The organism is Alcaligenes faecalis (assembly GCF_009497775.1).
GTDB classification, from domain to species: Bacteria; Pseudomonadota; Gammaproteobacteria; order Burkholderiales; family Burkholderiaceae_B; genus Alcaligenes; species Alcaligenes faecalis_D.
In genome coordinates this window covers 1,575,905-1,594,772 of the sequence record NZ_CP031012.1, presented here as the reverse complement: position 1 = coordinate 1,594,772, position 18,868 = coordinate 1,575,905, and the positions used below count along the sequence as shown (strand labels likewise).

20 protein-coding genes and 1 tRNA gene are annotated in these 18,868 nt (G+C 55.4%); 4 read left to right on the top strand and 17 right to left on the bottom strand.

Annotated elements, in window-relative coordinates; genetic code table 11:
* Window positions 1-73: 73 nt before the first annotated feature.
* The 9 genes from DUD43_RS07445 to DUD43_RS07405 all read right to left on the bottom strand — a co-directional run bounded on the left by DUD43_RS07445 (window position 74) and on the right by DUD43_RS07405 (window position 8,207).
* The gene (locus DUD43_RS07445; protein ID WP_153229778.1) at window positions 74-3,280 is read right to left on the bottom strand and encodes a phage tail tape measure protein; all 3,207 of its coding nucleotides are present in this window, start codon (window positions 3,278-3,280) and stop codon (window positions 74-76) included.
* Between the two features lie 400 nt (window positions 3,281-3,680).
* On the bottom strand, window positions 3,681-4,154 hold the full coding sequence (locus tag DUD43_RS07440; RefSeq protein ID WP_153229777.1) for a hypothetical protein: 474 nt from the start codon (window positions 4,152-4,154) through the stop codon (window positions 3,681-3,683).
* Between the two features lie 11 nt (window positions 4,155-4,165).
* Window positions 4,166-5,086, bottom strand: coding sequence for a phage tail tube protein (locus DUD43_RS07435; protein WP_153229776.1), 921 nt, complete (start codon window positions 5,084-5,086; stop codon window positions 4,166-4,168).
* Window positions 5,087-5,155: 69 nt separating this feature from the next.
* Window positions 5,156-5,575 (bottom strand): phage tail terminator-like protein, encoded by a 420-nt coding sequence (locus DUD43_RS07430; protein WP_153229775.1) that lies wholly within the window; start codon window positions 5,573-5,575, stop codon window positions 5,156-5,158.
* Between the two features lie 173 nt (window positions 5,576-5,748).
* Entirely contained in the window at window positions 5,749-5,997 is a 249-nt protein-coding gene (locus DUD43_RS07425) for a hypothetical protein (protein WP_009459904.1), read from the bottom strand.
* Complete coding sequence (locus DUD43_RS07420; protein ID WP_153229774.1) at window positions 5,994-6,374, bottom strand: hypothetical protein; 381 nt, start codon at window positions 6,372-6,374, stop codon at window positions 5,994-5,996. Before DUD43_RS07420 ends, DUD43_RS07425 begins: the two co-directional genes overlap by 4 nt.
* Before the next feature lie 13 nt (window positions 6,375-6,387).
* Window positions 6,388-6,711 carry a DUF1064 domain-containing protein gene (locus DUD43_RS07415; RefSeq protein ID WP_153229773.1) on the bottom strand — a complete coding sequence of 108 codons (324 nt, stop codon included), beginning with the start codon at window positions 6,709-6,711 and terminating at the stop codon, window positions 6,388-6,390.
* A 7-nt stretch (window positions 6,712-6,718) separates the two neighbouring features.
* Window positions 6,719-7,426: a replication protein P gene (locus tag DUD43_RS07410; protein WP_153229772.1), complete on the bottom strand. Its 708-nt coding sequence runs from the start codon at window positions 7,424-7,426 to the stop codon at window positions 6,719-6,721.
* Window positions 7,410-8,207 carry a hypothetical protein gene (locus DUD43_RS07405; protein ID WP_153229771.1) on the bottom strand — a complete coding sequence of 266 codons (798 nt, stop codon included), beginning with the start codon at window positions 8,205-8,207 and terminating at the stop codon, window positions 7,410-7,412. The genes DUD43_RS07410 and DUD43_RS07405 overlap by 17 nt, the downstream gene beginning before the upstream one ends.
* A 16-nt stretch (window positions 8,208-8,223) precedes the next feature.
* Here DUD43_RS07405 and DUD43_RS07400 point away from each other — a divergent pair, with 16 nt between their 5' ends.
* Both DUD43_RS07400 and DUD43_RS07395 read left to right on the top strand, forming a co-directional pair.
* Window positions 8,224-8,793 carry a hypothetical protein gene (locus tag DUD43_RS07400; RefSeq protein WP_153229770.1) on the top strand — a complete coding sequence of 190 codons (570 nt, stop codon included), beginning with the start codon at window positions 8,224-8,226 and terminating at the stop codon, window positions 8,791-8,793.
* On the top strand, window positions 8,747-9,436 hold the full coding sequence (locus DUD43_RS07395; RefSeq protein ID WP_088453217.1) for a LexA family protein: 690 nt from the start codon (window positions 8,747-8,749) through the stop codon (window positions 9,434-9,436). Before DUD43_RS07400 ends, DUD43_RS07395 begins: the two co-directional genes overlap by 47 nt.
* Window positions 9,437-9,472: 36 nt before the next feature.
* Here DUD43_RS07395 and DUD43_RS07390 read toward each other — a convergent pair whose 3' ends face one another.
* Window positions 9,473-9,739 (bottom strand): hypothetical protein, encoded by a 267-nt coding sequence (locus DUD43_RS07390; protein ID WP_153229769.1) that lies wholly within the window; start codon window positions 9,737-9,739, stop codon window positions 9,473-9,475.
* Window positions 9,740-10,526: 787 nt separating this feature from the next.
* Between DUD43_RS07390 and DUD43_RS07385 the strand changes: the two genes are divergently transcribed.
* A tRNA-Ile gene (locus DUD43_RS07385) sits at window positions 10,527-10,605 on the top strand.
* A gap of 195 nt (window positions 10,606-10,800) precedes the next feature.
* Window positions 10,801-11,067 (top strand): hypothetical protein, encoded by a 267-nt coding sequence (locus DUD43_RS07380; RefSeq protein ID WP_153229768.1) that lies wholly within the window; start codon window positions 10,801-10,803, stop codon window positions 11,065-11,067.
* Here the strand turns inward: DUD43_RS07380 and DUD43_RS07375 are convergent.
* From DUD43_RS07375 to DUD43_RS07345, 7 genes are all read right to left on the bottom strand, one after another.
* Window positions 11,047-11,529 (bottom strand): DUF2514 family protein, encoded by a 483-nt coding sequence (locus tag DUD43_RS07375; RefSeq protein WP_153229767.1) that lies wholly within the window; start codon window positions 11,527-11,529, stop codon window positions 11,047-11,049. The two genes, DUD43_RS07380 and DUD43_RS07375, sit on opposite strands and share 21 nt — an antisense overlap.
* Window positions 11,508-11,966, bottom strand: a complete 459-nt coding sequence (locus DUD43_RS07370) for a lysozyme (RefSeq protein ID WP_153229766.1) — start codon at window positions 11,964-11,966, stop codon at window positions 11,508-11,510. Before DUD43_RS07370 ends, DUD43_RS07375 begins: the two co-directional genes overlap by 22 nt.
* The gene (locus DUD43_RS07365; RefSeq protein WP_153229765.1) at window positions 11,950-12,174 is read right to left on the bottom strand and encodes a hypothetical protein; all 225 of its coding nucleotides are present in this window, start codon (window positions 12,172-12,174) and stop codon (window positions 11,950-11,952) included. Before DUD43_RS07365 ends, DUD43_RS07370 begins: the two co-directional genes overlap by 17 nt.
* Before the next feature lie 44 nt (window positions 12,175-12,218).
* Window positions 12,219-13,529 (bottom strand): hypothetical protein, encoded by a 1,311-nt coding sequence (locus DUD43_RS07360; RefSeq protein WP_153229764.1) that lies wholly within the window; start codon window positions 13,527-13,529, stop codon window positions 12,219-12,221.
* Between the two features lie 152 nt (window positions 13,530-13,681).
* Window positions 13,682-16,498, bottom strand: a complete 2,817-nt coding sequence (locus DUD43_RS07355; RefSeq protein WP_153229763.1) for a phage tail tip lysozyme — start codon at window positions 16,496-16,498, stop codon at window positions 13,682-13,684.
* Window position 16,499: 1 nt separating this feature from the next.
* Window positions 16,500-17,771 carry a hypothetical protein gene (locus DUD43_RS07350; protein ID WP_153229762.1) on the bottom strand — a complete coding sequence of 424 codons (1,272 nt, stop codon included), beginning with the start codon at window positions 17,769-17,771 and terminating at the stop codon, window positions 16,500-16,502.
* Window positions 17,771-18,868 (bottom strand): hypothetical protein, encoded by a 1,098-nt coding sequence (locus tag DUD43_RS07345; protein WP_153229761.1) that lies wholly within the window; start codon window positions 18,866-18,868, stop codon window positions 17,771-17,773. The genes DUD43_RS07350 and DUD43_RS07345 overlap by 1 nt, the downstream gene beginning before the upstream one ends.

The window sequence follows — 18,868 nt, the reverse complement described above, 5'->3', positions numbered from 1 at the left end:
ATCAATATCCAACGGGCCTGATGTTTGTGAAACGCAGCAATACAATAAGGGCCGCACTCTGCTTTTCTTTCCCTTATGATCGTGCTCTTAATCCCCAGCCTCTCTGCAACACTCGCCCTGTGCTAGTGCTTGGGCTTCCCAGTTGCTCATCCAAAATACTGATAACCACACGCCGGAGCATCTGGCCATCAGCGCCTGTGCTCATCTCTTCCTTGGCTTCAACTCTGTTTCCACCGTAGTTATTAACGACCACCTGCAAATCCTGACCTGGCATGGAGCCGGTCGCCGTTGCTGATGGCAAAGCTGGATAGCCTACCGTCCCGCCATTGGCATATCCACGTAAGGAGCGACGTAGCCGGTCAAACCCGGAACGCCCACCCAAACTACGCATATCGTCTTGATTCAGAACGCCCTCGCCCCTGTGGACGATACCAGCTGGTTCATAGCGTCCACCGTCTCCGGTGTAACCGCCAGAAGCCCAACCATTCAAACTAATCAGAGCACCAATACCGTCACCACCGCCTTGCTGTATCGCGCTGGCAGTAGACACCCCGCTCACACCACCAAACAAGTTCCCAATCATGCCGGCCAAGGGTGCTGTCACAGACTGCTGAATCGCAATTCGAATCATGTCCGCAATAATGCTATCGGCAAGACTCGCAAAATCCATCTTGCCTTTCATGGCAAACTGGAACAGCGCATCTTCCATGCCCTTAAATATATTCCCGACTAAACCAGAAACGGCCTGATAAACATTAGCCGTATTATCGGCATAATTAATCATCGCCTCCTGCATCGCCAATCCCCAGTCCTGCTCAAGAAGCGAACGCTCCTGCACAGATCGGCGCACGATAGCCAGCTTTTCCTCTTCTGCCGATCGCAAACTCTCAATAGATTGCAGATAAAGCGGTTCATCCAGGCGTGTGGATTCGTCCTCCTGGCCGGCCTCCAGCGCGCGTCTGCGGCGCTCAAAGTCCGCCATGATTTGATACTCTTCGGCCAATTGCTTGCGTCTGCGCTCACCAATTCCCAAACCTACATTTTCTTGGTTTTTCTGAGTCTGAAAAATGGTGTTTTCTTCTGCAATGCTTTTTTGCTCCAACATCGCCTTCTGGTAGAGCTTGTTTGCTCGCTCCGTATCTTCGTAGGCCTTTTTTGTGGCCTGCAAAGCTTCCACCTCATCCATCTGGCCCTTCGAAGCACCAGCCATCTGAAGCCGATAGCGTTGCAACTGGGCGTCAGTCATCCCCAGCACAGCGACCTGATCACGCAAAGATTGTAGAAGAGTATCTGCAGAGGAAACAGCTCCTTTCGTCGCAATACCCGTTGACTGCCGCGCCTCTAACAAGGTTTTTTCTGCATATGCAGCGGACATGAGTGCAATCCGCTCGCTCTCACTAGTGCCCTTATGCTCGCTGATCCAGCGAGTCGTCATTTTTACCGGATCACCACCATCCTGTAATGACTTGATCCGACTCTGGATTTGCTCAAGTTGCTTGCTTGCATTCTCCGAGAAACCTAGTGCGTTGTTTAGTGTCTGCACACCACCAGCAGCACCGTGCGCAGCCAGGCCCAACTGCCTGCCCAGCTCGGACAAAGCCTCCCATCGCTGTCCTGTTTGGGTAGCCTCATCTCGAGACTTCACCATAGCGATGGCAAGCGTACGATATCGGCCAGCTTGAGACTCGGTAATCACTCCTTGCTCAGTCCACTTCCCGATCAAGCCATCAATGGCCTGCTCAAGATCACCACCGGCCGAAGAAACATTACCCACCAGGAAAGTCAGCTCATTTCGCATCTCCGCTCGCATCCGCGCAACGGCAGCTCCCCCCTTTTTTGTCGTCGGATCCAACTTGTCGACAAAATCAGCCATAGCCTTGCTGGCTTCACCCATCTGCGTGTCTAGAAGCACCGCCAGACTATCAAGCGCGGCTTGCCTGGACAGAACACCCAGGTTGCCAAATGCTGTAGACGCGTCCTGCGCGGAGCCAGTAAGAGCATCCGTCGCAATCTTTGCACGATCTGAAGCTCCATCCATCGTAAAAAAAGACGCTGCAGTCAGGCCAATCGTAGCCAGCAAGCCAACAGGGCCACCCAGCACACCTAACAAAGTCCTACCGACTCCCGCCGTTGCCGCTTGCGCTACAGCAAGACGCCTGCTGGCCGCCTCTGCCGCGTTTTTTGCTGTAGTTAACTGCGCAAGAGTCGTTGTCAAACCTAAACTTGCTCGTGCACTTGCCAAAGCCGCCGCAGCAGCCTGCGCTTCCGCTCTGGCGGCAGCAAGCGTAGCAGCAGCCTTGGTATGGCTCGCCACCGTGGCACTCACAGAGGCCGCAACAGCACCAATCGTCCGCGACGTATAGACCCCCAGTGCACCCAGGGCCACAGTCCCCAGCACATCGGCAAACGACTCAAAATTCTGGGAAATAAAGTTGATTCCCGATGCCAGCAATGTCGTTGCCTGCAAGGAATTATTCGTATTGCCTACATACTCGCCAAATGCCGAGTTCAAGTTCGTCAGCGCGCCACTGACTGTTCTGGGCATCAGCTCCACTTGCTGCAAGGCAGGAATATACGAAGATGCCAAACCTTGAGCCAGCATCTGGACTGACATCTGGCCACTCTTGCCCAACTGATCAATCTCTGCCGTCGTTTTCCCTGTGCTGTCGGCCATATGGGAAATCAAGGAATCAACAGTACCGGTAATCTGCGCCCAGTCACTGGCGTTAACCGCGCCGCTTCGAAACGAATTGGCAAACGCCTCCATGGCGACGGCACCGCTCTCTGCACTAGCCCCATTCGTCGCCAACAGCCCCGAAAAGGCCCCTACCGCATCCATGCTTTGATCAAAGCCAAGGCCGATCTCCCGCAAAGCCGGAGAAAGTGCGATGAACGCTTCACGTGTTTCATCAATAGGACGGAAGGTCGCCTGAGCGACCTGCGCCACTCGAGCCTGGGCCTGGTCATACTCGCCTAAAGACTGCGTCGCAACCGCCATACGTTCAGCATAGCTATCCCACTGCTCGGCCATCTCAATCAAACCCATGGCCGAAAATCCACTTAAGGCAGACTTCAACACTCGGTCCATCACAGCCGCAGAGGCTGCACTCGAGAGGGTCGCATTGCTGACGCCTGCCATACTGCCATTGACTCGATCCGACATGGCCGCAACACGAATGCCAGCCCCCTCCATTGCATTCAGGGCAAGCGTCAGATCTTTGGCCCCTTGCTCCGCCGACCGAGTATCGAGCGTAATAGTCAATCGAGACTCTTGCGCCATTCAATTTCTCCAGATAAAAAAAACCTGCCGAAGCAGGGAAAACCGCACATAGACGCTGATTCAAATCTCAGGACCTGAACCCAATCAAACACATTGGGCCAGCCAGGTAGACATGCAAACCCGGCTGGCCCCCTCCTGCTCCCACCACCTGGCAATCAACTGCGTTCCAAGCGATCAAGCTCAAACACAGCCATATCCAGCTCTTGCCGGGATAGTGGGGTTCCATATGCCTGGACCACGGCACTTATGTTCTCGGTAGAGAGGGGCAATGGCACCGCCCCGCCCATTCCAACAACGACACTCCGACAACGGTCTGCAGCACAATAAACACGGATGACATGATCCGTAATGGGATCACTGGGAGGTTCATCCGGGATCTGAGCACCGAGAGTCGAATGAATCAGCTTGCGCTTTTCATTTTGCCCGGCCCACTCTTTTTCCCACTGGAACCGGGCGAGGACTTTTCCACGGTTTCCTGGGCCTCCTTCTTCGCATTGGCAGCAACATGGGCCGCTGTCGCAATCACCCAGACAAAGAGGTCTGTGTTCTCTGACAGCAACTTGGTCGCATTCTCCGGCGAATAAGGAATGACGTTGCCCGCTTCATCAAGGACTTCACCCTTCCAGTCCTTGACGATATACGTGCTCAACAGCTGGCACTGGACATCATGCTCGCGGATATCGTTACTTGAGACACGAATGGCCGCTAGCGAATGCCCTGCATCTTCCCGAGCAATCAAGCGTCGTGCTCGCTCCAGGGCTATTTGATAAGCCTCAGTATCAAGCGCAGCAATCTTGAAAGACACGTCCTCGTCATAATCCTCCCACCGCTCCTGACTCAGAACCGATTCCAGGCGATTAATCTTCAAAGCCATGCCATCGCTCCTTAAGGCGTAGTCGCAGCAGGACTGCGAGTCAGCACGGGAGTTTGCTTGGCCACGGTGAAGTTCAGTTCCACTTTCAGAATGTCGCCCTTGGCACCGTTAGGCAGGTCACCATCTACCTCAATGGCAGGCAGATCGATCTCGTACTTGTTGCCCAGGGTGTCGGTGATCGGGAAGGAAATGGCGATCGGGGTGCGTTTGAACTGGTTCTTCCACAGCTCCCAAGCCTTCTGAGACCAAGCCAGGGTCACCGTACCGGTGATGGCTGCTGCAGTCTCAATCAGGGCGCCGGGGCCCAAACGCTCGGCACCAAAGCAGCGTTGAGTCTGCAGTTGGTTGTCGATGTTCAGGGTCAGGCCCGATACGCAAGCCTGGCCAGCCAGGGACACGCCATTGGCCTTCACATCGCCCACGCTGATCGAGGACATGAAAGGGCTTTGGCCTGGCTCGGCCGGATTGGTTGCGAAAGGCGTTTCCTTATCTTCGTAATCCAGGCAAGACATCGTGAAGGTCACGGTGGCTTTGCCCTCCTCGGGCACTTCCAGTGCAAAGGTGCTGACATGCGCACCCTTGAACAGTGCGTAGACATCTACGTCGCGATAGGCTTTGGCCACGCTGAAGGTGCTGCGGGTCTCGCCCACGCTCAGCTTGTTCTCTTTCCATTCACCGTAGAAGGCGGCGGCCAGCAGCTCGTCAAAGGTGCCGTAGGACAGTTCGCCCGTGATGTCGCCACCAATATCAATGCTGGTCACGATCGAACCCTGACCAATGCGCGAATCGGTGATTTCTTCAGACTCCTCTTTGTTCAGAGTTGGAGTCAGTGTGTTGCCGGTGACGCGCAGCGTCTGCCAGCCCGAACCGGGGGTAACACCGGGAACGGTTTCTTTAACCAGGTAGCTAGTAACTTTAGCGCCAGAACTCATGATGCATCTCTCCTGTATGCAGGCAAAAAAAAACCGACACGAGGTCGGCACAAAAAAACAGGTAAAAAATCAACCGGCCCGGAACGGGACGGTCAGGTTGATCTGGTAGAACTCTTCGCGTTGGGGCCGTTTTTTGGGGTCATCGGCTGCCACATCGACCTGGCTCAAGCCCAGGCACTCCAAAGCTCCTTCAGACCAGAAGGAAAAGTGTTCATCCAGGGCATCGCTCAGGCGATCCAGCTCCTGACGGCCCTGACCCAAACGATCAAAGCACTCGATCAGAATCTCGCCGGATTTGCGGGTGTAGGGTTTTGTCCCCATGCCCGACATTTCCGAATCGGTATTCTTGATCAGCAGACGGCACCAGACACCCGTATCCGGCGGGGTAAAGGCCGCGTGGGCATTGGGGTACTCGATGCGCTCCTGAGCAATCCCGGTCAATGCCACCATTCGATCAATAATGGCTTTACTGATCTGTTCAAAGTTCATCTTGTGTAGTTCTCCTGAACGGTCCTGGCCATCTTCTCGATGGCAAATCGACGACTGTGCGTAGGCGCTGCGACTAGGCAATAAAAAACCCCGCAGCAATTTCTTGCTCGGGGTTGTTTCGTTTGCATTGGACGCAACTTTGCACGCCCATTATTGCAATTGCGCTTGCAGATTCATAGCGGACCATGTTGCAGACTGCAACGCCAGGCGTAAAAGGCAGAGGTTTCACCCTCCTTGATCTTGTCCACCTGGCCTGAATCCTGCAGTTGCACCAGCACGCGCTTGACGCCTTCGCGCATGGCGTTGCGTTGTGCGGTGGACAGCTCCATGCCTTTGCTGACGTGCCGCACAATCTGGATCATGCGGAACTCTCGTCCCGGATAGGCCGCTAACAGGTCTATGACTTCGGCTGCATACTTCACCGCAAAATCTCCTTTTCAACCGTGATTCTGAAATCCATCAAATGGCGGCGGTAGTCCTCATCACGAAGGACCGCACCCGTAACCTTCTTGATCCACAAACGGGCTGTGACCTGGCGCTCGCTGGCGGTCAGATGACCGTACTGGGCATTCTTGCGCGGGTACTCGGCCTGGATGACCATGGCTTGATAGTGCGGCAGGCGTTGGTACAAGGCATCCACCGCCAGTGCGTGGTCCTGGTGTATGGGCCGAAAGTCCTCTTGCCAGGGAACGTAGCGCTCCATATTGCCCACGGTCTGTCCGGACCAGCACCAGCGTGCCCAGTTCCAGAGCAAGTCGTCGCCACTCAGGCCCTGTTTGCTTTCTGCTTTGATTGTCATGTGTATTCCTCCTTCAAGCCCGATGGACGATGATGCCGTGCATCCAGGTCAGCAAGACACGCTTGATGCCTTGGAACAGGCTTTCTGTATCGCGGCCTGCCTCCACAATGCGATGGCCGCTGCTGTTGTCCGTGTAGGCAAAGTCCGCGATGTAGCAAATCCTGCAGGCAGGTACCCGGTGGCTGAAAAACCGTGGTACCAGGCTCCAGGATGGCTGCTGTACCAACTGCCTGATCTGGCCGCGCTGCTGCAAAACCTGCAGTTCCTTGTAGCGGTGGGCAGGTGTTCCGGTAGTAGCCCTGGGCACTTCTTGATGAAGCGGTGTTGTCAGATCCATAGCTCATTTACTCCTTGCCCAAGGCCGCTTTAGCCATCTTCAGCACCGCCAGGGAACGCTCTTCAGGACGTGCCAAGATCCGGTTCGCCCAGACTCGCGGGTCCTTGTTGTTGTTGCCTGCAATCACCTGGGCCAGATCTCGCACGCGCTGCTGCCCTTCCCGGCGCCCTTGCTCTCTGTCTTGCGGCGAAGCCAGTGCCAATCGGAGCGGCGGGATTTCTGGCCATTGGCCTTTGGCCAGTTGATCAGCCAGAACTTTGTGCCAGCGCTGCTCCAGTTGCGTGTAAGCCTGATTCAGCAAATCAAACTGCCCGATACTGATTGCCGCGTGATAGATCGCCGGGTGCGACCACTCGCCCATTTCTCCCCGCACTCGTGCCTGCATGCCACGCACAGCCTGAAAGAAGGCCGTTTCCGGTTCCAGCTGAGGGCGACACGCACGCAAGAACTCCGGCAAGCTGGGTGGCCAATCAAACATGCGGCGGCAATTCTTGATGCCCAGAGCCACATCGGTGGGCGAGACGCCCTCTTCATCAAAGGCCTCGGCCCAAGCCTGCTTCCAGTCCTCAATGGCTTGCTTGTCTCGGAAGTTGGAGCGGAACTTGTTGGGATAAATGCCATTGAGCCGGTTGTACAAATGGTCCATCAGGCTGATGCCTTCCAGCTTGGTATGACGCAGCAGCCAGGGGTTGGAAAAATCAGATATCGATGACATCGTCTATCTCCTCGCGTTGCCGATGACGGTTCACATAGGCCAGGGGGTCAAAGCCGGATGCCTGCCCTGCACGGGACTCATTGCGGCCTTCCAGCCAACTGGCCTTGCCCCCGCGCCAGCCACGCAACATGCACTCGGCCAGAAAGTCATCCACGCTGTAGCCCATCTCCAAGGCACGATGGGCTTCGGTGCCCAGGCGGTTCAGGGCGGTTTGCGTCAAGGGCGCCTTGATCTCGCGACGATGGCGCAGATAATCCGCCACCACTTCTGCACTGGGTTCGGCAGGCCAGGCAGAAAACTCCAGCGCAGTCGCCTTGCGGCGCGCGTTTGCTTTTTCTTTATCTCTTTCTTTATCTGTATCTCCTTCTTTATCTGTCTCTTTATCTAGCGCGTTACCTGGCCGTTTCGGTAACGTTACGGACGCGTTACTGTCCTCGTTACCGTCTTGTTCCTGCTTTTTTCTGGCCCGAAAACGCGCCACCCGCTCAGCGCTGCTGTCGGATTTCATCTGGCGCTTGTCCCACGCCAAAGGCTGCAAACTGTCCTGGTCGATCAGGCCCACTTCGCTTAAACGGCGCACCACATCGTCCAGGGTGCGCAGATCCAGACCCAGCTTGACGGCTACCTTGCGCAGCATCAGCGTGTCCCCACTGTCGAGCACGCCCTGCCCCTTCAGGCACAACAAGGCCACGTAGTGCCATCTGTCCTCAAAGGCCAGCAGACGCAATTTCTCGTCATCCACCATCTCGGTGTAGGCACGAAACCACGGCATATTGCTCATAGGCACGCTCCTGCTTGTGTGGGCCACCGGCAGCCAGCAAGCGCTTGTCGATGGTGTTGAATACGTGTTTTCATGGCACCCCCGCCTGAAAAACCGCACGCCGCTGATGTGTTTGCAAAAATGCAGCGCGCAGCAGGACCCCTGGCCCAAACAGGCCAGGAACATCCGATTGATAGGCAATGCCCCAAGGGCACAAGAACTGCGTCACCCCATGACGCAGCCGATCTGTCAGGTGTGGCTTGCAAGCCAAACCCGCCTTAAATGCTTAGATATTTCTAGAGCTTTCTTTGGGTGCTGGGGCGGGCACCACCGGGTTCATGTGATGGAAGACCAGTTGCCAGACGCGCGGTATGACACCAGCCTTCTCCCATTGAGATATGCGGCCTTTGCTCAAGCCCGTGATACGCAATACGGCTCGGCGACCGCCCATTTCCTCGATGATGTGTTTAGCGTTCATGCATTGAGTATAGATAGTTCTAAACGTAAAGAAAAGAAATATCTAAACCAATGTTTAGTTTTTTCTTGTTTTAATGTCGGGTATGGATATTTACTCGATTCGCCGCAGAAACCTGCAACGCCTGATTGAAGACCGCGCGCACGGCAACGCGGCTGACTTTGCGCGCTCTATTGGGCGCACACGGGCACAGCTGGCCCAGTACCTGTCATCCACCTACAACGGTGGGCGCAGCATTGGCGAACGAGTGGCGCGAGCGATAGAAAAAGAAGTGGGTCTGGAAGCGCATAGCCTGGATCAGCAAGGCTATGGTTTTGGAGCCAAGCACGGTTTTGATTCCAACGTGCAGGACGCCATGATGGGCGAGCGGCGCATCCCCCTGCTGAACTATGTGCAGGCCGGCGTGTTTCGGGACCCCGGTCAGAACTTCACCTTTGAAGAAGTGGAGTATCTGCTGACGGACCTGTGCCTGTCCGAGCGCTCCTTTGCCTTGCAGATCAAGGGCGACTCCATGTTGCCGGACTTCAAGGAAGGCGACCGGATTATTGTGGATTGCGAGCTCACGCCCCGCCCCGGTGATTATGTAGTCGCCAAGAACAGCGAAGAAGAAGCCACCTTCAAGAAATACCGTCTCTTGTGCATTGATGAAGGTGGGCAGGAAATCTTTGAGCTGGTGCCTCTGAACGAGGACTACCCTTCCATTCGCAGCGACCAGCATGCCATTGAGATCATCGGCACCATGGTGGAACACCGGAAATACTATCGGCGTTCGTAACAGGCTGACAGCGCAGTCTGCCAGACATGGCGCGGCTTAAGGCTTTTTCATTTCCTGATCGACTTTCTCCATCCAGGCCTGATCGCACGGCACCGCTTGTGCTGGCTCCTGACCGTACAAACGGATGTGGACCACGTTGCACCATTCCTGCGATCCGTAGTCGGGGCCATGCCCTTGCCCATCGGAAACGGCCAACTGGCGATCCACCTTTTCCAGCCATGCTTCACTGCCGACTTTCTCGGTGGGTGCCGTATTTTGGCAGGCGGCTAGCAATAAGGTGGGGACAAGCATTAAGATTCGCATGACACTATCCAAAATAAAATTTCTGCTATAGCAGGGCATCCAAAAACTATTATTTTTCAATGCTCTTTTTATGGCAAGACCATCGGGGAATCAAGCTTACCCCTGGCTCGTGAGATCAAAATGAAATGCTTGTTCCTATGCCTGATCCTGGCATTGCTCCCTCTCAGTACCCAAGCAAGAAATACCCCATGCTCAGGCAAGAAAGGCGGGATTTCACATTGCGAGGGAGAGGTCTTTGTCTGTCGTGACGGTTCTGCCAGTGGCAGCAAGCGATCTTGCCCCGCGTACACCGGCACAGCGGGACGAAGTTCGCAGCCTGCTCCCCAAGCGCTGCGCTCTGGTAGCGCTTGCTCCTGCTCCAGTGGCACCTATTGCACGGGCCCACGCGGAGGACGTTATTGCGAAACCAGCACAGGTAGCAAACGCTATCAACGCAAATAAGAATGTTGCCTGAGGTGCTTGCTTAGCAGTTGCCCTTTTTAGCTTGTCCGGGGGGACAATGGCGCTGTCCATACCCGCCGTGCCCGTCTGGATCCACAATGACCGAACCCCTGGGAGTATGGACGGCACAGGCCGACAGAACGGCCGTCATGGCCAGCATCAAAATAAGTTTTTTCATCATTATTCTCTGGGTTTTAGACGCACCTATTGTGCTCCAAGGATAAACAACGAGGTGCTACCAATCGCGAACAAATACAGTTGGCCTTCCAGATGCTTGAATCTCTTGCTCTGGCCTTGGCTTCGCTAGGCACAAAGACAGACTTTATGTAATAATTGCGGACTTGTTGCCCCTCTAGCTCATGCTTGGTTAGAGCAGCGGACTCATAATCCGTTGGTGCCGTGTTCGACTCACGGGGGGGGCACCAGAATTCATGCGGGTTTCATGTCATTTTAGAATCTCGCGCAAAATTTCAGTGGGGGAAAATTTGACGCCCTCGCATTTAGCCCGCCATAGAGCGGGCTTTTTTGCGCCCACAGCCTGAAACACATTTTGACGTTGCCGGTGCTAAATTACTGTTTTTTCATACAGTGAAATCATGTTCAGGCAAAAGAAACCAGGCATGAGCGCCGAACAGCTCAAAGACATACTTGCCCGGCGCGGCAAAGACCCTGAGATCAACCTGCTGCTACGCGAGATCTCGTACATGCGCTGCATTCTACGCGAGACTGACGAGTTCCTTGTGCTGATTGAGGGCACGTCCTGGCACAACGAGCGCAAGGAAAGGAAGTATGGAGACCTTGCGATTGCCGTGCGTCAGCACAGGGCTGTCAAGGAGTGGCGCAAGAGGCAGCGCACAGTAGAGCAACTACGGGCTGCCGACAACTGAATGAGCATACCCCTGCAACGCGATCAGATCGCCCCGGTAGCGGTCAGCGACTCCTGCCAGCTCCGTATATCGTGCTGCGCACATTCCGACCACGTTGCGCAGCTCGACGGCAATTCTGGAGTTTTCATCCAGAGCGCGTCCGGCTCTGGCAGCTTGGGCGGCGGCACGATCATTGGCGGCCGTGAGCTTGCCGCGCAGCCCGTCAAGATCAGCACGGGCAGAAACAGCAGCACCAGCCGCCGCATCGACCCGCTTCTGGTATTCGGCACGAACATCTTCAACCTCCTTTTGTTTCTGTTGCTCGATCTGCCGCGCCCTGCCCTCTGCATGCGCGGCAGCAATCATGTATTCGGCCTGGGCTTTGTCGTAGCCCTTCTTGTGCTGGGCTGAGCCGTACATCTGCAGACCAATAAAAAGGGCTGCAAGAACAGCAGCCCCTGTTACTGCAGATCGGATAGACATATTTGCCTCTCTGCTTCGCGCCGCCGTTCAAGACCGCGCAGCTTCTTGCCCCCGGCATACACCCAGCGGGGTAGCTGATTGCAGGCCCCGGCCAAATCCCCAGACCGCAGCTTGCGCAACAGGGTCGAGCTGCCGTAAGCACCAGGCCCCACGTTGTAGACGAAGCTGGCCAGCGCTACACGGACGCCGTCGGGCAAGGGCTGTGGCACAGAGCGGTCTACCACTGCCAGGGCCTTGCGCACCTCCTGCTCTGTCAGAGCGTCGCATCGTTCTGGCGTAGCCACATCGCTCAGCTTCACGCCATGGGTATAGCCGTCGCAGATAGTCGGGATGCCCACCGGGTCCACGTACGCAATTAAAGACCGACCCTCCCAGGCAGCAACCAGACCAATCGCGGCCGCAACTATCCCAGCACCAGCCTTAGTTTTTAGATCCACGCTTCCACTCCTTTAATCGCTCCCAGCGCTTGCTCAAGAACATGAAGATCTGAATTGACGACCGTGTAAATTCGGGAAGCTTTGCGACGATCAGCATGAACACGTAAGCCCCCCACATAAAGAGAATGATTTCCTGGGCTGTCCATCCGTAGATGACCAGAGCCGATCCCGTGCTTATAGGCAAGTGGGCAGCATCGTTATCAAACATTCGTGAAGTCCTTTGGGGCATAACAGCCTCCTAATTCTGATGACCTAAGAGAGATTGTTGATGCCTAGGCACCAAAGGTTGCCACTCGGAGCACTCACCTGATTCATAGCGACATGAACGCGTCCAATGTCTACCATGATCGATCCGGCCGGATTCTTGCGCGGTGCTGTCATACCCCTGGAGAAGTAGAACCCCATGTTTGCATTTAGAGTTGGGATGGCGTTGTTGTGATTCCTGAACCGAACTTTGAAGCTTGTCTCGGATGTATCGAATGCGGTTAGGAAATATGCCCCAGTTTGCGCCCCCCCCAAAGAAACCTGCACCCTTGGACTTACTCCGCCAGACAAAAGTACCCTTGGGTGATTTACTTTTAACGTCCCTGTCGATTCCTCGTACTCAAATGACACATCAGCAGATTCCCATGCCGAAGCTGCAAGCACCCACTGAGAGCCAGTGTAAATAACTGCACCAGCAGCCTCACCGATCAGAAATAAGGTGGTTGTTCCTCCGCCAATGCCGGAACTACTGACATGATGCGGAATAAGCAACTCCCCAGTGCTATTCTTGGGTTGGTATTGCACTATTGGGCGCTGATGGGAGAAAGTGGCTGGATGAGTTAATGTAATCAGCCCTGTGTTCGCATTTCTGCTGACCGTGAACCTGACGGCAGAAAAATACCGAGCGTTGTAGCGACTGATAGTGATGCTCTCTACATCAGCTTCAAATGTGCAGGGAGCGCCCATTGATATAAGCGCTGCTCCACTTCCGCCGCTGATCCCAGCGGTCACACCGTCTTTGGCAAACGTTTCGTCTGGGCAAACAATAAAAGACGCAACAGGCCCAGACTTGAATTCAACTCGTTGATCAACTCCGCTGCCACTTGGGCCGACCCAGTTGATTGGTTTATGAGAAGCGTCGCTAATTGTCGTCCAATCTGGCGACACTGATGCATCTCGGCGAATTACTCCAGCTACTGCGAACCCACCTCGTTGATTGCCAGTGGATACGCTCTGCTGGAGTTTTTCCCCAATACTGCCAGGCGGATATTTGGCGCTCTGATCAAAATCCACCATCCCTGCGCTACCGGAGCCAACGTCATCTTGAGACCATACAAGCACTCCAAAAATATCTCTCAGGACAAACGTATAGGCCCGATCCGACGCCAGCCAGATAACGGCCTCACCACGCGCATCCAAAACAATCGGATTCGTATTGCTGGTTGCTTGGCTCTTATCTTTCCATGTTTGAGAAGGGGTCGTTGTTTTGTTCTGATATATGTATAGTCTCGCCCCAACCATTGGACGGCCGAACATATCAATGGCCTGAAACCGGGGCATGCTGTAAGAGACTGACATGGCTTTACTCCATGAAAAATCCCCACTAGACAGAGATCTGTGGGGATTTGATTTACTAAACTTGATGCCCAAAAAAGGGCTTGGAAAATATGAAAGAAAACTTACTATGGGGGCATGACCCTATTTTGTTGGGATGGATTGGCGCGATGATCCTACTCGCTGCCTGGAACTCCTGGCGCGGCAAGAAGTGACCCTGTAGTAGTCATTTGCAGAAGGCGGTTCGGGCGAACAGTAATGGTGTCCAACAGTGCAGGAGAAACTCGCTGCGCTGCTCTTTGGCGTAGCCCTCCTTGGATAGCTCCGATCTGATCGCCAATACCCAATATTCGCAACCCCCTCCCCGCCGTACCAAGCGCATCCAAAGTGCGTCCGACCAGCGTAGCGGCAGTGTTACTGTTGTTGACAGCACTCCCAACGGGCTGGTTTGACATCAACCTTCCGACTCGGGATATGGCTTCTAGCTGGTTCACCTCTTGCGGATCGAAGAATGCAGCCAGCTTATTGCGCCCAATCTTCTGCAGCTCCCTTGTGTAATTGGCAGCGCTGAACTTTGCCGCCCCAATATCGTCGGGCATACCCGACAACGCCTTGTCTTTCAGGTGACTGACAAGAGCGCCACGGACTGAATCACGAGCAGTTGGATCTGCAGCCAGCAAGCGCGACAGGCGGTTAACATTGCGTGCTGGCACAGAGGGGCTGATGACGTACTTCTGCAGAAAATTATCCGGTGCTATCTTCCCATCGTATAAGTCGCGTAGAGCGGGAGTCCGCTCAATTTGCCGCATCATAGAGCGGTTTGCGGACCGTGCCTGGTTAAAAGCTCCCACAGCCTGCTCTCCCAGCTCTACCCCTTGAGTCGCCGGAAGATTCCCTGGTTTCACCGCCCGGGCTCCAGCAGCAGCCGTCTGTTGGCCGAGCGGAATAACGGGTGCATCGTCCAACGCCTCTCGCACCAATCCAAGCGCCCGGCGGATGTTTCCATCTGAGCTATTGCGCTGGGTCGTTGCCATAATCGACTTCAGTTGCTCCGCATAATCCACTGTAAATGGCACCTCACCAGCGCTGATGCGGTTGATTTGTGTCCGAATCTCAGCAGGCAAAAATCCTCCGGCAAGATTGTCATCCAGGGCCTGGATTGCTCGATCAGCAAAAGCCCTGCCATCCAACGGGAAGCTGCGGCCTGCGCTGTCACGCGCCAACCCATATAGATCATTGACCCGCGCCTGCTGTCCGCCAAGACGACGCTGCAGCGATTCGATAGCCCGCTGCCCTGCAGTCATGGCGTCATCTGCACCAGCAGCACCAGCCTGGTCCAAAGCGCGCACTAAAGCCGCGTTATTCTCGTTTTGGATCTGAGACAGGTTGCGCCCACCTACTGCGGTAGAGTTGGCCTGAATCTTGGCGAGGTTTTGCTCTCGTGTGATCTGGCCAGCATCCTGAGATAGCATGCCGCGAGTCGGAGTTGCCCCCTCAACACGTCGAAAATCTGCAAGACGCTGCATTGCCGCTGGATTCAGTTCACCACCGGAGCGCAATGCCTGCGACGCCTCATCGCGTAGTTGTTGCTGAACACGGGCCGGAAGTTCGTCAAAGTTCGTGCCAGCTTGGGCGAGAGTTTGGCGGATACGCTGGTCAACATCCGAAAACCGATTCTGGACACTATGCACAGCAGATTGCACTCCAGAGGCGAGCATCGGCGCGGCCAGGCCGCCAGCGAGAGCAGCGCCCGCCTGCGCCAAAGGCGAACCGCCCGCTTCCCGTACTGAGCCACCAGCTGCGCCCGCTCCAGCCGCAGAGGCAATTTGTTGCCCTGGGCTGGCTGCGAGCGAACTGGCTAATGCCCGACCAGATCCGATTGCGCCTCGCGCTGCCTGAGTACCAACGAATTTAGATGCTGTATCCCCCGCTCGCGCCATTGCAGCCTGAGTAAGTCCCGCCGCACCTCCGCTAAGGGCATGAGCGGTTCCCGCAACACCACCAGCCCCGGCCATAAGCCGCGTAACGTCACCGACCACTCGCTCGTTCGCATCCTGTGGCTCTGGCAGACCAAGGGCATCGGCCGCAGAGGACGCGACTTGGGCTGTACTTGCGGCTTCAGGCAGGCCAACTGCTCGGAGACCTACATTAAGACCCTGGCGAAGAGGCTCAGTAACGACTCCAGCAGCTTGGCCAAGCCCTTCAAGCCCATACCGAGCAGTCAAGCCGACTTGACGCGGGATATCCATGATGGCGGAACCGGCACGCTCTGCAAAAGACGGTTCTGGTTGCTGCGGCGCCTGTTGCGACTGAGTAATCTGCAAACCCATACGACCGAAAATCTCTTCATCCGAGAATCCAGCCTCTCGGGCTTTTTGAATCCGTTGTTGCATGCCAGAATTGGCTTGAATGCGCTGCAAGATTTCTTCGTCATTAAACCCAGCTGCACGCGCTTTCTCGATCCGCTCACTCAACGGTGCCGCACCAGTATTGACTGTCTTCTGCGCACTGGAACCCTGCAAACCAGGCGGCAGTGTTCCCGCCTGCGCTGATGGAATGATCATGCTCAAAGCCCTCTCAGTCCATGACTGCCGCTGATCGTATGCTGGCGCGCCTGGGCGTAAAAACTGATCAGTAAAAATGCGACCAGCAGCCTGGGCATCTTGAGTTTTCCGTAAACCATCAAGTACCTTCGACTCTGGCGTATTGGTCAGCTCGTGTATCAAGAACTGATAATTTGCCTCGGGGTCGGTGACGTCAGTTTTGTTTTCCTGAGCCCAAGCTTCAAACTGCTTTCGCCTCGGGCCTGTCCACTGCGCCCATCCGAACCCTCCGCGGCTGCCGGGAACAACGGGCTTACGCTCATTGATGGCCTGCAGTCCGTCAGATTCATAACCAAGCTGACCAACAATGCCCGCAGCTTGCTCTGGCGACAAATTCAAATCACTTGAAAGGCGGCTGATCGCCAATGGCGCAAGTTTTTCCCAAGCCATATCAAAGCCCCAAAATGTCGTCTAACTGAGAATCTCTGGTACCGCCAGTCAATGGCTGGCCAGGATCAAAGATGGGATTTGCTTCCGCAAATTCACGCAAAGTACGATTGAAACCGGCATCCAAGCGGCCATTCTCTTGAATGTACTGATCCGCAAGCTGTGCCATCTCTATTTTCCGCTTCTCCATCGCCCTGAAGGCCTGAAGCATTGCGCGGTTACCCTCTGGGCTTCGGTCGATACCAATCTGAGAGTCTTTAAGGAAGCGGATATCGCGATCAGACAGCGCTCCTGGCATGCCCATACCGCCATCCGGCGAGCGCATGAGTAGAGCCATTCTGTTCTGCACGGCACGGACCAACTCACCACCAGCCAGTTTCTCTGGCTCGGTATTCATGCCCATCGCCGCACCCAACTGACGCAAGGTTATTTCAGCGTCTGCTCCTAGGCCGGTGCGAACTCCGCTATTAAGCGCCTGCTCAGCAAGGTCATACATCCCCATCATTTGCTGAGCATTCACCGCACCTGAGCTGATGTCGTCATATCGCTTTGCGAAGAGCTTTGCGCTTTCCGTGTCCCAGGCTTTGTCTCCAGCGCCCACATTGACAGTAGTGCCTCGGGAACCATCCAGCACGGCCTGCTGATACTCTGGCGTGCCCGGGCTCAAGCCTGCAGCCGCTAGGTTTTTCTGCAGTGTCGTTGTGCCCGACTGATTAATATCGTGTTGCAGGCGCTGCTGCTGCATATTCAGGCCCTGTTCTTTATAGAAGTTGTCGATCTGCTGTTGCGCGGTCAGGGTCTGCTGGCGAGTCTGCTGCACCCACCTCGGGTCGTACTGAGCTGGAACGCCATCAAGTGGGATGCCATAAGCCTGCGCCTGTTGGCGTGCTGCCTGGAAGCTGGTTTCATCAGTAACGCCGCCAACCAAGCGGCCAACCAGCTCCAGTTGTGTCTTGGCCTGGTTTAGCTGGGCCATCTGCGCGTCGGACAGAGCTTTTTGCTGGCCTTGAATTGCCTTGGAGTAGCCCAGCGCCTGATCTGGAGCCACGCGGCCAATTTCGGGCATCATGGCCGGATTAATCCCGCCTGAACTGTTGTAGAAATCAGGGCGTTGGGACAGTTCCATCAGAGCGTTACGCTGTTGCAGCGCCTGCCCTTTCATGTCCAGATCCATTTCTGCGCCACGCACAGCCAGTGCCGCCAGTTTGTTCTGAGCTGGGGAATTAATCTGCGGCGACTGAAACGCCAAGGGAATACGAGAATCGATAGTTGCCATTACAGTCTCGCAGAGAATGATGGGTTAAAACTGCCACTGGACAGGCCATTCATATTGAATTGACTGCCAGCGCTGATGCCTAGATTGGGCCCTCTGCCGCTGAAGTATTGGGACAAGGCATTGGTAGTATTCCCCAAGGCACCAGACCAAGCGTTCGCTGCGCCCATTTGACCTGCGGCAGCAGCGTTACCGGCACCAACAATGTTTCCTGCAATGTTGTTTGTCATGTTTGCGCCGTAATGAGCCAACTGATTTGTTGCCTGCTGCCCTGTACCCGCAACGCCAGACAGGCGGTTAAAGATGTTCGTCTGGTCATTGTTCCAGCGGTTGTATGCATTCCCAAACTCTTGAGACGCCATGCCGGAGTTAAATTCGCCCAGGTCTTTCAGTGCCCGGCCCGAGTCATACCGGCCTGCTGCCGCTGCTGCCCGGTTGATGGCTTGTTCGCCCTGCTGCAGGCGGAACTGATAGCCTGGGTCTTCCAGGTAATCATCCATCGTGAACCGGCGCAGCAAGCTGCCAAACGCCGGGTCAGACTCAGCCGCCTTGCGGGCTGCTGCTTCGGCGGCCTGCTGCTGGGCCTGCTGCTCCTGCAATCGCTTTTGTACTGCAGCGTTCAGTCCCGCCTCATCAACATTCGACTGCTGCTGATTAAAAGGAACTTTCCTGCCTATGTCACCATCATTCCCAGAGCCGTTATAGACCATCACATATCCGCCATTATTGGCTGGATAGCCCATCTTTTCGGCAAACCGAGACAATGGGTTCGATGCCCCCTGGCCACTTCCCTGGCTGGTGAACTGAGGCAAAAGCTCCTCACGAATCTGCGCCTCTGTGAGTGCTTTTGACGAAGATCCACCTCCAGCGCCGCCGCCAAACCCACCAATACCCATTAGGTAGGCAAGCTGATTGAGCGCTGCCCCACCAGTTTCTCGCCAAGGGGCCATATCCTCACGAGTCTGGTCATACTGTCGGCGCTGCTCTTCAGTTGCACGATCAGCAGCCCTTTGCTGAGCACTTGCGGCATCCGAAGCAGCATCTGCCCCCATTGCTCCGCCAATAATCCCGCCGATTGCTCCGATTGCTCCACCAGCCAT

What these genes read in the sequence shown, in the direction of transcription:
- DUD43_RS07445 (WP_153229778.1), bottom strand. Translation starts at nt 3,280, where the DNA reads ATGGCGCAAGAGTCTCGATTGACTATTACGCTCGATACTCGGTCGGCG.
- DUD43_RS07440 (WP_153229777.1), bottom strand. Translation starts at nt 4,154, where the DNA reads ATGGCTTTGAAGATTAATCGCCTGGAATCGGTTCTGAGTCAGGAGCGG.
- DUD43_RS07435 (WP_153229776.1), bottom strand. Translation starts at nt 5,086, where the DNA reads ATGAGTTCTGGCGCTAAAGTTACTAGCTACCTGGTTAAAGAAACCGTT.
- DUD43_RS07430 (WP_153229775.1), bottom strand. Translation starts at nt 5,575, where the DNA reads ATGAACTTTGAACAGATCAGTAAAGCCATTATTGATCGAATGGTGGCA.
- DUD43_RS07420 (WP_153229774.1), bottom strand. Translation starts at nt 6,374, where the DNA reads ATGACAATCAAAGCAGAAAGCAAACAGGGCCTGAGTGGCGACGACTTG.
- DUD43_RS07415 (WP_153229773.1), bottom strand. Translation starts at nt 6,711, where the DNA reads ATGGATCTGACAACACCGCTTCATCAAGAAGTGCCCAGGGCTACTACC.
- DUD43_RS07410 (WP_153229772.1), bottom strand. Translation starts at nt 7,426, where the DNA reads ATGTCATCGATATCTGATTTTTCCAACCCCTGGCTGCTGCGTCATACC.
- DUD43_RS07405 (WP_153229771.1), bottom strand. Translation starts at nt 8,207, where the DNA reads ATGAGCAATATGCCGTGGTTTCGTGCCTACACCGAGATGGTGGATGAC.
- DUD43_RS07395 (WP_088453217.1), top strand. Translation starts at nt 8,747, where the DNA reads ATGGATATTTACTCGATTCGCCGCAGAAACCTGCAACGCCTGATTGAA.
- DUD43_RS07390 (WP_153229769.1), bottom strand. Translation starts at nt 9,739, where the DNA reads ATGCGAATCTTAATGCTTGTCCCCACCTTATTGCTAGCCGCCTGCCAA.
- DUD43_RS07380 (WP_153229768.1), top strand. Translation starts at nt 10,801, where the DNA reads ATGAGCGCCGAACAGCTCAAAGACATACTTGCCCGGCGCGGCAAAGAC.
- DUD43_RS07375 (WP_153229767.1), bottom strand. Translation starts at nt 11,529, where the DNA reads ATGTCTATCCGATCTGCAGTAACAGGGGCTGCTGTTCTTGCAGCCCTT.
- DUD43_RS07365 (WP_153229765.1), bottom strand. Translation starts at nt 12,174, where the DNA reads ATGTTTGATAACGATGCTGCCCACTTGCCTATAAGCACGGGATCGGCT.
- DUD43_RS07360 (WP_153229764.1), bottom strand. Translation starts at nt 13,529, where the DNA reads ATGTCAGTCTCTTACAGCATGCCCCGGTTTCAGGCCATTGATATGTTC.
- DUD43_RS07355 (WP_153229763.1), bottom strand. Translation starts at nt 16,498, where the DNA reads ATGGCTTGGGAAAAACTTGCGCCATTGGCGATCAGCCGCCTTTCAAGT.
- DUD43_RS07350 (WP_153229762.1), bottom strand. Translation starts at nt 17,771, where the DNA reads ATGGCAACTATCGATTCTCGTATTCCCTTGGCGTTTCAGTCGCCGCAG.
- DUD43_RS07345 (WP_153229761.1), bottom strand. Translation starts at nt 18,868, where the DNA reads ATGGCTGGTGGAGCAATCGGAGCAATCGGCGGGATTATTGGCGGAGCA.